Annotated in this window: 12 protein-coding genes and 1 pseudogene; 10 read left to right on the top strand and 3 right to left on the bottom strand. The window is 61.2% G+C overall.

Annotated features, from left to right (window positions below; all coding sequences use genetic code 11):
• Positions 1 to 331 precede the first annotated feature (331 nt).
• From secG to ACTF58_RS02565, 10 genes are all read left to right on the top strand, one after another.
• Positions 332 to 688, top strand: a complete 357-nt coding sequence (gene secG, locus ACTF58_RS02610; protein ID WP_438990410.1) for a preprotein translocase subunit SecG — start codon at positions 332 to 334, stop codon at positions 686 to 688.
• A gap of 167 nt (positions 689 to 855) precedes the next feature.
• Positions 856 to 2499: a CTP synthase gene (locus ACTF58_RS02605; protein WP_438990409.1), complete on the top strand. Its 1644-nt coding sequence runs from the start codon at positions 856 to 858 to the stop codon at positions 2497 to 2499.
• 69 nt (positions 2500 to 2568) lie between these two features.
• Entirely contained in the window at positions 2569 to 2862 is a 294-nt protein-coding gene (locus ACTF58_RS02600) for a DUF1330 domain-containing protein (protein ID WP_438990408.1), read from the top strand.
• Positions 2863 to 2970: 108 nt separating this feature from the next.
• Positions 2971 to 3270, top strand: coding sequence for a DUF1330 domain-containing protein (locus ACTF58_RS02595; protein ID WP_438990407.1), 300 nt, complete (start codon positions 2971 to 2973; stop codon positions 3268 to 3270).
• A gap of 3 nt (positions 3271 to 3273) precedes the next feature.
• Positions 3274 to 3711, top strand: a complete 438-nt coding sequence (locus ACTF58_RS02590; RefSeq protein ID WP_438990406.1) for a TerB family tellurite resistance protein — start codon at positions 3274 to 3276, stop codon at positions 3709 to 3711.
• A complete protein-coding gene (locus ACTF58_RS02585; RefSeq protein ID WP_438990405.1) occupies positions 3708 to 4448 on the top strand; it encodes a phosphate/phosphite/phosphonate ABC transporter substrate-binding protein in 741 nt (246 codons plus the stop codon). Before ACTF58_RS02590 ends, ACTF58_RS02585 begins: the two co-directional genes overlap by 4 nt.
• Before the next feature lie 79 nt (positions 4449 to 4527).
• On the top strand, positions 4528 to 5841 hold the full coding sequence (locus ACTF58_RS02580; protein ID WP_438990404.1) for a glutamine synthetase family protein: 1314 nt from the start codon (positions 4528 to 4530) through the stop codon (positions 5839 to 5841).
• Between the two features lie 59 nt (positions 5842 to 5900).
• Entirely contained in the window at positions 5901 to 6590 is a 690-nt protein-coding gene (locus ACTF58_RS02575; protein ID WP_438990403.1) for a type 1 glutamine amidotransferase, read from the top strand.
• Complete coding sequence (locus ACTF58_RS02570; RefSeq protein ID WP_438990402.1) at positions 6587 to 7948, top strand: glutamine synthetase family protein; 1362 nt, start codon at positions 6587 to 6589, stop codon at positions 7946 to 7948. Before ACTF58_RS02575 ends, ACTF58_RS02570 begins: the two co-directional genes overlap by 4 nt.
• A gap of 1 nt (position 7949) precedes the next feature.
• The gene (locus ACTF58_RS02565) at positions 7950 to 9251 is read left to right on the top strand and encodes an NAD(P)/FAD-dependent oxidoreductase (protein WP_438990401.1); all 1302 of its coding nucleotides are present in this window, start codon (positions 7950 to 7952) and stop codon (positions 9249 to 9251) included.
• Between the two features lie 142 nt (positions 9252 to 9393).
• On the opposite strand, the pseudogene ACTF58_RS02560 reads toward ACTF58_RS02565, so the two are convergent.
• The 3 genes and pseudogenes from ACTF58_RS02560 to ACTF58_RS02550 form a co-directional block, all read right to left on the bottom strand.
• Positions 9394 to 9654 (bottom strand): annotated as a pseudogene (locus ACTF58_RS02560) (serine hydroxymethyltransferase); the annotation flags it as partial.
• A 454-nt stretch (positions 9655 to 10108) separates the two neighbouring features.
• Positions 10109 to 10576, bottom strand: a complete 468-nt coding sequence (locus tag ACTF58_RS02555; RefSeq protein ID WP_438990400.1) for a DNA polymerase III subunit chi — start codon at positions 10574 to 10576, stop codon at positions 10109 to 10111.
• Positions 10577 to 10581: 5 nt separating this feature from the next.
• Positions 10582 to 12060 (bottom strand): leucyl aminopeptidase, encoded by a 1479-nt coding sequence (locus ACTF58_RS02550; protein ID WP_438990399.1) that lies wholly within the window; start codon positions 12058 to 12060, stop codon positions 10582 to 10584.
• Between the last annotated feature and the right edge of the window lie 44 nt (positions 12061 to 12104).

Raw genomic sequence — 12104 nt, 5'->3', positions numbered from 1 at the left:
GCCAAAGCGGGCGAGAGAGCGTCAAAGTGGGCCAAACGGCCCCGACAGAAACCTATGAATATTCCCTAAACGCCGCCGCACCTGCGCACGCGGCGTTTACTTGTTTTTCCGCCCCAAAACGCGGAGTCACCCGGTGCACGCATGGTGCACGCCCGGTGCACGCTTATCACCCCCCCAGAATCGCCGCTCCCAAGCCCCGTTAACCCTACCTGCCGCAGGCTTAACCCTCTGTTAAAGAGAACCTGCCGCATCCAAGCCAAGATCACGGGTTGCGCGCCTTGGGGCTTTCCCCTAAAACCCGCCCAGACCAGTCTCAGGCATCGGGCATTTCATGGAAAACGTCGTTCTTATCGTCCATCTCATTTTGGCTTTGGCCCTCATCGGGGTTGTGCTTATGCAGCGCTCCGAAGGCGGCGGCCTTGGCATGGGCGGCGGCGGTGGCGGCGGTGTCTCTGGGCGCGCAGCCGCGACAGCCCTTGGCAAAGTCACATGGATCCTTGCGATTGCCTTTATCTGCACCTCGATCTCGCTGACAATTATCGCCGCGCAAAAGTCCGCTGGCGGCTCCGTCATTGACCGTCTCAGCGATGTGACACCCCCTGAAGCGGTGGAAGAAGAGAGCACAACAGAGACGCTCCTGCCCCCCTCCGAGGGCGATGATGCGCCGCTCGTTCCCTCCGCCGACTGACCACTACAAATTGACCCCGCGTTAAAAAGCGCAACATTATGTTGCGCCTCCATTGCCAAGCGGGGCCGAATCTACTATAGCTCAAATCCCGTGATGATGCGGTCTTTTCAGGCCGTTTCTGAGCATTTTTGAGCGTCCTTCGCACTGCATTCACGGGAGTTTCACACATGGCACGTTACATTTTCATTACGGGTGGTGTTGTTTCCTCTCTTGGCAAGGGGCTGGCCTCTGCGGCCCTCGGAGCGCTCCTGCAAGCCCGTGGATTTTCCGTCCGCCTGCGCAAGCTTGACCCCTATCTCAACGTCGATCCAGGCACCATGTCGCCGTTTGAACATGGCGAGGTGTTCGTCACAGATGATGGCGCCGAAACCGATCTTGATCTGGGCCATTACGAGCGCTTCACAGGCGTCGCCGCCCGCAAGACAGACTCGGTCAGCTCGGGGCGCGTCTATTCCACCGTGCTCGAAAAAGAACGCCGTGGCGATTACTTGGGCAAAACCATTCAGGTCATCCCCCATGTCACCAATGAAATCAAAGACTTCATTGGCGTTGGCGATGATGAAGTCGACTTCATGCTCTGCGAAATCGGCGGAACCGTGGGCGATATCGAAGGCCTCCCGTTCTTTGAGGCGATTCGCCAGTTCGCCCAAGAGCGCCCCCGCGGTCAGTGCATTTTCATGCACTTGACCCTTTTGCCGTATCTTGCCGCCTCAGGCGAGCTAAAGACCAAACCGACCCAACACTCCGTCAAAGAACTCCGCTCCATCGGCCTTCAGCCAGACGTGCTGGTCTGCCGCTCAGAGCAGATCATCCCCGAGAAAGAGCGCGCCAAAATCGCGCTGTTCTGCAACGTGCGCCCCGAGGCGGTCATCCCCGCCTATGATTTGAAATCAATCTATGAGGCCCCCCTCGCCTATCACCAAGCGGGCCTTGACCAAGCCGTGCTCGACGCCTTCCAGATCAGCCCCGCGCCCAAGCCCGAGCTGAAAGTCTGGGAAGACGTCAAAGACCGCATCACAAGCACAGACGGCGAAGTCAACGTGGCCATCGTCGGCAAATATACCCAGCTTGAAGACGCCTATAAATCCATCAAAGAAGCCCTGATGCACGGCGGCATGGCCAACCGTGTCAAAGTCAATGTGAACTGGGTCGATGCCGAAGTCTTCGACAAAGGCGACGCCGCCCCCCACCTTGAAGGCTATCACGCGATCCTCGTACCCGGCGGCTTTGGCGAGCGCGGCACCGAAGGCAAAATTAAGGCGGCGCAGTTCGCCCGCGAGCGCAAAGTGCCCTATCTCGGCATCTGTCTGGGGATGCAAATGGCGGTGATCGAGGCCGCCCGCAACGTCGCCAAAATCAAGGATGCAGGCTCCGAAGAGTTTGACCACGAGGCCGGCAAAAAGCGTTTTGAACCCGTGGTTTACCACCTCAAAGAATGGGTGCAGGGCAACTACACAGTGACCCGCAAGGAAACCGACGACAAAGGCGGCACCATGCGTCTTGGCGCCTATGACGCCACGCTGGCCGAAGGCTCCAAAGTCGCCGAAGTCTACGGCACAACAGCCATCGAAGAGCGCCACCGCCACCGCTATGAAGTCGATGTGAAATATCGCGACAAGCTCGAAGCTTGCGGCCTCACCTTCTCGGGGATGTCCCCCGATGGCAGCCTGCCCGAGATCGTCGAGTGGAAGGATCACCCGTGGTTTATCGGCGTTCAGTTCCACCCCGAGCTGAAGTCAAAGCCCTTCGCCCCGCACCCGCTGTTTGCGGATTTCGTGCGCGCCGCCGTCGAAACCTCCCGCCTCGTCTAGCCACAATCGGCTTGACGCGCAAAGGCATCCGCCGCAGCCTGCGCGCCAATGAACAGAAGGGAAAGACCAATGGCCAAAGCATATTGGGTTGCGCACGTCGATGTCTCCGATCCAGAGGCCTATGAAGACTACAAAGCCGCCAATGCGGCCCCCTTTGCCGAGTTCGGCGCGCGCTTTGTCGTGCGCGGCGGCGATCAGGAAGTGCGCGAAGGTCAGGTGCGCAACCGCACCGTTGTGATCGAATTTCCAAGCTATGAGGCCGCCGTGGCCTGCTATGAAAGCCCCGCCTACCAAGCCGCCGTTGACATCCGCAAAAACGTCTCCATTGGCGATATGGTGATCGTAAAAGGCTATGACGGCTGAGCGCGGCACGAAGCCGTCAAACTTGTGTTCTTTCACACCCATAGCCTTGACCGCTGCCACGCTTCTGGTCATGTTGAGGCATTGAGACGAGTGAAGAAGGGAATTCCCATGCCAAAAGGCTATTGGATTGCTCAGTTGGACATAACCGACCCCGAAATTTACAACACCTACAAGCTCGGCAATGTCGAGCCTTTCAAAGACTATGGCGCCCGCTACATTGTGCGCGGCGGGGCGCAAGACTCTCCCGAAGGCCAATGGCGCGAGCGCACCGTCGTGATCGAATTTCCAAGCTATGACGCGGCCCTCGCCTGCTACCATGACCCGCAATTTCAAGCGATCATGGCCATTCGCAAACTCTCTTCAATCGCCGATGTGGTGATTGTCGAAGGCTATGATCCAGAGGCATAATCCATGATCAAAGGACTTTTCGAGCGCCTCCTTGGCGCAGCCGATAGCCCCGCCACAGACGCCGATGCGCGCCTTGCCCTCACCGCCCTTCTGGTGCGCGTTGCCCGCGCCGATTTCGTCTATGATGCCTCCGAGCAAGCCCAGATCGACAAGGTGATTGCCCGCCGCTACGCGCTCTCTCCCGCCGAAACAGAGGCCCTGCGCCAAGAGGCCGAAACGCTGGAGGCCGAGGCCCCCGATACCGTCCGTTTCACCCGCGCCATCAAAGACGCAGTGCCCTATGACGAGCGCATTGCCGTGGTTGAGGCGCTCTGGTCTGTTGTCCTCGCCGATCAGGCCCGCGACGAGCACGAAGACGCGCTTCTGCGCATGGTCGCCAATCTGCTTGGCGTCTCGGACCGTGACAGCAACCTCGCGCGCCAGCGTGCCTCTGGCGCATGATCGCTTCTCTGCCGATGTATGATCTGCCCGCGCTTCACGGCGCGCATGATCGCTTCTGGCAAGCCATCCGCGCCGTGCTCGGCTATGGCCCCGCCGCCCTCCTGCGCAGGGGCGATCTCTGGGATCATTGGCAAGCGCCTGATCTATTGCTCTCCCAAACCTGCGGCTTCCCCTACCGCGCGCGCCTGCATGGCCATGTGCAGCTTGTCGCCACGCCTGACTTCGGCCTGCCAGATTGCCCTGCGGGGCACTATAACTCGGTGTTTGTCGCCCGCCGCAGCGACAGGATCACCGCTCTAAAGGAGCTGTCAGGCCAGCGCTTTGCCTTCAACGAGCCGATGTCCCAATCGGGCTGGGCCGCGCCCAAAGTGCATCTGGACAGTCTCGGCCTCGCCCACGGCCCGCTTCTTCAGACAGGCGGCCACGCTCTGTCTGCCGCCGCCGTCGCCGAAGGCCGCGCCGATTTCGCCGCTCTGGATGCCCAGACATGGCGGCTTCTGACCCGCCACACCCCGCTTGGCGAGGCGCTCGAGGTGGTCGCCCGGACCGCGCCCACACCGGCCCTGCCCTATATCACCAGCCTGACCCAAAACGCAGCCGATCTGCGCGCCGCAATGGACGCCGCCGTGATGGCCCTTGATTCGCCTACCCGCGACGCCCTCGGCCTTAAGACCTTGGTAACCATCCCAAGCCAAGATTACCTCGCGGTCACCACACCAAAACCGCCCCAAATCTGATCTTTTCATCAAACCCCTTGCGCACCACGGGGGGCTTCTGGCATCGTGCCCAAAGATTTGATCAAATTATGGCGACCCCATGTTACCCGACCTAAGCTCTCTTCGTATCGCGGCCTCCGACCTCAACGGACGGATGCGCGGCAAGCGCCTGCCCGCCGATTTTCTGCGCAAAGTCGAAAACGGCGCAGTCCGTATGCCCCTCTCCGTTCTCAACGTCGACATCTGGGGCGCCGACATCGACAACAACCCGCTGGTCTTTGAAACAGGCGACCGCGACGGGTATATGCAGCCCACGGGCCGCGGCACTGTGCCTATGCCGTGGCTGTCCGATGACGCATACCTCATGCCCGCCACCATGCTCAAAGAAGACCAGACCCCCTTTGAAGGCGACCCGCGCCGCGCGCTGGAGCGCGTGCTGGAGCGCTACGCCGCCAAGGGCTGGGAGGTGCGCGCCGCAGCCGAGATGGAATTCTATCTTGTCGACGACAGCGGCGAAACGCCGGTGCAGGTCAAGAACCCGCGCACAGGCCGCCCGCTGGTCGGCGCGAATATCCTTTCGCTGGCCGAGCTGGACGCTTTCGAGCCGTTCTTCAATTCGCTCTATCGCGCCTGTGAAATGATGGACATCCCCGCTCAAACCGCGATTTCCGAGGTTGGCACAGGCCAGTTCGAGATTGATATCAATCACCGCGAAGCCATGGAAGCCGCTGACAACGCTTGGCTTTTCAAAACCATGGTCAAGGGCATCGCACGCCAGCACAGCATGGCCGCAACCTTCATGCCAAAGCCCTTCGCAGGCGACGCCGGCACAGGCCTCCATGTGCATTTCTCGGTTGTGGACGCCGACGGCAAAAACGTCTTTGACGACGGCTCCGAGACAGGCAACGACACCCTGCGCCACGCCGTGGCAGGCTGCCTTGAGGCCATGCGCGCCTCGACCCTCGTGTTCGCGCCCCACGGCCCGAGCTATGACAGGATCGTGCCAGGCGAACACGCCCCGATCTCGGTCTGCTGGGGCTATGAAAACCGCACCGCCGCGATCCGCATTCCCGCAGGCCCGCCCGCCGCGCGCCGCATCGAGCACCGGATCGCAGGCGGCGACACCAACATCTACCTGCACCTCGCCGCCGTCCTCGGCGCCGCCATCGACGGCATCGAGCGCAAGGCAATCCCGCCCGCGCCCATCACAGGCAACGCCTATGAAAGCGAGCACCCCGAGCTTGTGACAAACTGGGCCGACGCAATTGATCTCTTCGAGAGCGATCCGCTGATCGCGCAGATCTTCCATCCTCGGTTGATCGAGAACTTGGTGATGACCAAGCGCCAAGAGCTGCGGCTTCTGGCCGACATCCCGCTTGAGGACCATTGGATGACATATCTGGAAACTGTTTAAGCCCCTCTTGCGCGGCTCATCGGGCCGCAATAGTCTGGGTTTGATCAAATAGGTGACACATGAAAATCGGTATTTTGCAAACGGGTCATGCCCCCGACGAGCTTCTGGCAACAGAAGGCGATTATGACGCTATGTTCCGCCGCCTTCTCGCTGGCGAGGGCTTTGAGTTTGAAACCTTCAATGTCGTGGACGGTGCGTTCCCAAGCGGGGCCGCCGCCGCAGACGCATGGCTCATCACCGGCTCCAAACACGGCGCCTATGAAGACCACGCTTGGATCCCTCCACTTGAAGCGCTGATCCGCGAGATCAGCGCCGCCGCCAAGCCCCTCGTCGGCATCTGCTTTGGCCACCAGATCATCGCCCAAGCCCTTGGCGGCAAGGTCGAAAAGTTCGCAGGTGGCTGGGCCGTGGGCCGTCAAACCTATGATATGGATGGCAAAAAACTTGCCGTAAACGCATGGCATCAGGATCAGGTCGTCGCGCTACCCGCCGACACAAAAGTCCTCGCAGGCAACGCCCATTGCGAAAACGCGGTGCTGATGATTGGCGACAATACCCTGACAATCCAGCCCCACCCCGAGTTTGGCGCTGGCGTCATCGCAGGGCTGATCGCCCATCGCGGCGGGGCCGTTCCGCCAGAGCAGCTCAGCGCCGCCAAAGCCGCGCTCGACACAGAAACAGACCGCGGCCTTTTCCGTGATATGATGGTCGCACATCTCAAGCGCCAAACAGCAGAGGCCACAGCATGAGCGACGACTGGACAAAAAAACTCCCCGAAGCCGCCCAAGCCTATCTTGAAGGCCGCCGCCTTGACGAGGTCGAGTGTATCATCTCCGATCTACCGGGCATCGCGCGGGGCAAGGCCGTGCCTTCCACCAAGTTCATGCGCCAAGAGTATTTCCACCTGCCCGACAGCATCTTTTACCAAACCATCACAGGCGACTGGGGCGAAGCCGCAGGCGAGGACGGCTTTATCGAGCGCGACATGATTTTGCGGCCAGACATGAGCACAGCCACAGCCGCACCATGGACAGGCGACTGGACGCTGCAAATCATCCACGACGCCTATGACCGCAAGAACAACCCGATCGAATTTGCCCCCCGCAACGTGCTCAAACGCGTGGTCGAGCTTTATCGCAAACAAGGGCTGGAGCCTGTGGTCGCGCCCGAAATGGAATTTTTCCTCGTTGCGCGCAACATCGACCCTGCCAAAAAGATCGAGCCGATGATGGGCCGCTCGGGCCGCCCCGCCGCCGCGCGTCAGGCCTATTCCATGACCGCCGTTGACGAATTTGGCCCCGTGATCGACGACATCTATGATTTCGCCGAAGCCCAAGGCTTTGAGATCGACGGGATCACCCAAGAAGGCGGCGCAGGCCAGCTTGAGATCAACCTCGTGCATGGCGACCCTGTGAAGCTCGCCGATGAGGTCTTCTTTTTCAAACGTCTCATCCGCGAAGCCGCCATGCGCCACGATTGCTACGCCACCTTCATGGCCAAGCCCATTGCCGACGAACCAGGCTCTGCCATGCACATCCACCACTCGGTGCTGGATATCGAGACAGGCCAGAATATCTTTTCTGGTCCTCAGGGCGGCGAAACCGACGCGTTCTTTCACTATATCGCAGGCTTTCAGAATCACCTGCCCGCCGCCATTGCGGTCATCGCGCCTTACGTAAACTCCTACCGTCGCTTCGTGCGCGACCACGCAGCACCCATCAATCTCGAATGGGGCCGCGACAACCGCACCACAGGCATCCGCGTGCCGCTCTCCAGCCCCAAGTCGCGCCGCGTTGAAAACCGCCTCGCAGGCATGGATTGCAACCCCTACCTCGGTATCGCCGTATCCCTCGCCTGTGGCCTCCTAGGTCTCAACGAAGAGAAGCGCCCCGACCGCCAGTTCAAGGGCGACGCCTATGAAGGCGAAGAGGATATCCCGCGCGAAATGGGCGCAGCCCTTGATCTTTTTGACGAAGCGACAGGCCTTCACGACATCCTCGGGCCGGAGTTCGCCCGCGTCTATTCCATCGTGAAGCGCGCCGAATACGAAGAGTTCCTCGGCGTCATCTCGCCTTGGGAGCGTGAACACCTCTTGCTCAACGTCTGATATGAACCTCCTCTACTCAAACGACACCCAAGGCGCCTTTCCGCCAAGCTGGTATGCCGCAACGGCCCATGAGCGCACCCCCGCGCCCCAGCTGCGCGGCGCGGCACGCGCCGATGTCTGCGTTATAGGTGGCGGCTTCGCAGGCCTCTCGGCGGCGCTGCATCTGGCCGAGCGCGGCTACTCTGTCGCCCTCATAGAGGCGCACCGCGTCGGCTTTGGCGCATCAGGGCGCAATGGCGGCCAGCTCGGCTCTGGCCAGCGCGTAGAGCAAACCGACCTTGAAAAAATGGTCGGCGAAGCCGAAGCTCTCAAGCTATGGGAACTGGCCGAAGAGGCCAAAACCCTCGTCAAACAGCTGATCGCAACACACAACATCAACTGCGATCTCAAACCAGGCATCGCCCATGCGACGTTTTCGACCTCAGAAACCGCCCATGAACACGCCTATGTCGAGCACCTCCAGAGCCGCTATGGCTATGACCAGATCACCGCCCTCAGCGAAGAGGCCCTCAGCGCACTCTGCCCCTCACCCGCTTACAAAGGCGGCTCGCTTGATATGGGGGCGGCGCATCTGCACCCGCTCAACTACGCCTTGGGCCTCGCCCGCGCCGCTGCGAACGCTGGTGTCACCTTCTATGAAAACACCCATGTCCACCAGATCGACGAAGGCGCCAACCCCGTGGTGCGCTGCGACACAGGCCACCTCACCACCACCCACGTCATCCTCGCCGCCAACGGCTACCTCGGCGGGCTCAACCGCCGCGTCGCAGGCCGCGTCATGCCGATCAACAATTTTATTGCCGCGACAGAGCCGCTCGGAGAAGACGCTTCCCGCGTCCTCACCCAAGACATCGCCGTTGCCGATAGCAAATTCGTGGTGAACTACTTCCGCCTCTCGTCAGACAACCGCCTCCTCTTCGGCGGCGGCGAAAGCTACGGCTACAAATTCCCCGATATCGACAAAACCGTGCGCAAGCCCATGCGCGCCATCTACCCCCACCTCAAAGACATCCGCTTTGACTACACATGGGGCGGCACCCTCGCCATCACAATGAAGCGCCTGCCCTATCTCGCCCGCCTTGCGCCCAACATCCTTTCTGCCTCGGGCTACTCGGGCCACGGCGTCGGCACAGCCACACAGGCAGGCAAACTCATGGCCGATGCCATCGCAGGCGAAGCCGAAGGCTTTGATACCATGGCGCGCATCCCCAATACCCCCTTCCCCGGCGGCCCTGCCCTGCGCACGCCGCTCCTCACGCTGGCCATGACATGGTATGCCCTGCGCGACCGCCTCGGCGTCTAACCCATCCCCCCCAAAAAAAAGCCGCCCCCGCCTTCCTCTTTCCCTAAATATCCCGGGGGAGTGGGGGCTGGCCCCCACCAAATAAGGGGGTCTGGGGGCAGCGCCCCCAGCGGGTCGCGCGCGTCAGCGCGCGAACCTTCCCGTGCACAAAATGCACACGCTCAAACGCGCCGCGCCACGCCGCAACATCGCGCGCCACAGCCTCGGCCTCATTGCCCAAAAGCCCGCGCGCGATCAACGCGGCAAGCCTTGGCGCATCCGCCGCCGTCATGCCCCAGCGCACAAGCTCGGGCGTGCCGATCCGAAGCCCGTTCATATCGCCCGCCACAACCGCAATCGGCAGACCAATCCCGCAGGCCAGAAAGCTCACCTGCCGCAGAGTTTTGCTCGCCGCCTGCCCGCCCCAAACCAACGCTCAATATCGCCACCCTGCCCAATATCGCGCAGCTCTGGCTTCACCCGCGTCTGGCAAGCCCGCGAAACCATTCTCGCCCAAGACAGGCTCTTGCCAGTCTGCGTGCCCAGCGTCGCCGCACGCCTCAACACGCCGCAAGACCTTCTGCAAGAGACATTGCTCTATGATGAAAGCTGGCAGGACGACTGGCCACTCTGGGCCAAGGCCCACAGCTTGCACTTGCCTGCCAGCCAAGACCTTGCCCGCTATTCGCTCTATGCTTTGGTTCTGGCCGACGCCAAGGCGGGGTTTGGCGTCTTGATGGGGCATCTGCTCTTGGTGCAGGCGGCTCTGGCAAAGGGCGATCTCGTCGCGCCTTTCAATCTGCCTCTGAGGAGCGATGAAGCTCTGGTGTTGCAGCTCGGCCAGACTGTCCCGCAGGATCTGACCAGTCAACTGATGGTTAAGCGCCTTCGCTCTCGGCCTTTTTCTCCCAGCGCCCGCTCTCTTCAGACCAGTATTCCGCCGCACAGCCCGCCGCCGTCAGGGCCTTCCACTGCCCCCGCGCCACCGATACGGCCTCCTCTTCATAGCCATTAAACACAAGGCAAACCCGCTCAAGCGCATGAACGTCCTCAGCGCTCACAGCGGCCCCATCAATCGCCATAAGGCAGCTCGCCCCATTGGGCAGATCAAGCCCCTCGGTGAGCAAAACAGGCTGCTGCGCATCATGCGGCCCGCCTGCCATCCCGTGTGGCAAGAAGCTCTCGGGCCGCCCGCCCCAAAGCTTCTCATCCAGCCACTCAAGCCGTGCGCGCTCGGCCCCACGCACAGCCACGTTCCAACCACGCGAAAGCGATGCCTCCAAAAGCTGCGGCAACGCCTGCTCCAGCGGACGCCGCGTCAAATGGTAAAACATCGCCTTGCCCATTTGCGTCAGGCCTCTTTCGTCTCGAAAGCATCCGCCACAAACCGGTTGAGCGCCATCACGCCCCAGCCGGTCGCGCCGAGCGGCGCATAGGCCGTTTCTGCCTTCACGCTGGCTGTGCCCGCAATATCAAGGTGAATCCACGGCTGCCCCTCTTGCACAAAGCGCTGCAAGAACTGCGCCGCCGTGATCGAGCCAGCCATGCGCCCGCCGACATTTTTCATATCGGCAATGCGGCTCTTGAGCAGGTCGTCATAGGCTTGCCCCAGCGGCAAACGCCACGCGCCTTCGCCCTCGGCCTCGGCGGCTTTCATGAAACTTTGGCAAAAGGCGTCATCATTGGAGAACACACCCGTGTTTTCATGGCCCAGCGCCACAAGCACAGCGCCCGTGAGTGTCGCAAGGTCGATCATCCCCGCAGGCTTATATGTCTCTTGCGCATACCACATCACATCACAGAGAACGAGACGGCCCTCCGCGTCGGTGTTGATCACCTCAATGGTGTCCCCCTTCATCGAGGTCACAACATCCCCCGGTCGCGTGGCGCGATCAGAGGGCATATTCTCCACAAGCCCGACAAGCCCGATCACATTCGCCTTGGCCTTGCGCTCGGCCAAAGCCTGCATCGCGCCCGCAACCGTGCCCGCGCCGCCCATATCCATGGTCATATCTTCCATGCCAGCGGCAGGCTTGAGGCTGATCCCGCCTGTGTCAAAGACAACCCCCTTACCAACAAGCGCCAGAGGGGCTGCGTCTTTTTCGCCGCCAAGCCATTCCATCACAACGACTTTTGAGGGGCTGATGCTGCCATGCCCGACAGAGAGCAAGGAGTGCATCCCAAGCGTGGCCAGCTCATCCTCCTCCATCACCTTGACCTTAAGGCCAAGCTTGCCCAGCGCCACAAGGCGGTTGGCAAATTCTGTTGTGGTCAGATGGTTTGCAGGCTCGTTGACCAGATCGCGGGTAAAATGCACACCGCGCGCCACAGCCAGCGGGTCTGCCACTGCGGCTTTTAGGCCTTCAGGATTGGGACACATCACAAGGATCGCGCCATCGGCTTCCTTTTCCGCTGTCTTATGCGGGGTAAACTCATAAATCCGCAGCGCCAAGCCCATAACAACCTCATGCGCCCGTGGCATGGCCCCAAGGCAGAGCGTCAAAGCGGCTTTGCCCTTGGCTTTGGCCAAAGAAACGCCCGCTTTACGCGTCATATCGGACTTGGCCGTGCGCGCGAGCTTGACCACATCAACAGCGTCAGCCTCCATCCCCGAAGGGTAGCCCAGCGTCAGAACATCGCCCTCCTTGGCCTTCTCAAAACGCTCGCTCTCCACAAGCCGCTTCAGCGCGCCCTTGGTGAGCCGCGCAATACGCCGTCCTGCCTTGTCGAGCGTCCCTTCAGGGCTGGCCACAACCGCCACACGCCCCTTGGCGCTGCCCAAGGCCTCCAGATCAAGGTCTTTGAAGTCAAATGTCACAAGCTCGGCCATGTTTCTCTCCCATATCATCTTTGCCCAAGTGGTAGCGCGGCACG

Source organism: Lentibacter sp., from assembly GCF_965657785.1.
Classification (GTDB): domain Bacteria; phylum Pseudomonadota; class Alphaproteobacteria; order Rhodobacterales; family Rhodobacteraceae; genus Lentibacter.
The sequence above is the reverse complement of the archived record's forward strand: the minus strand, read 5'-3'. Positions and strand labels throughout refer to the sequence as shown.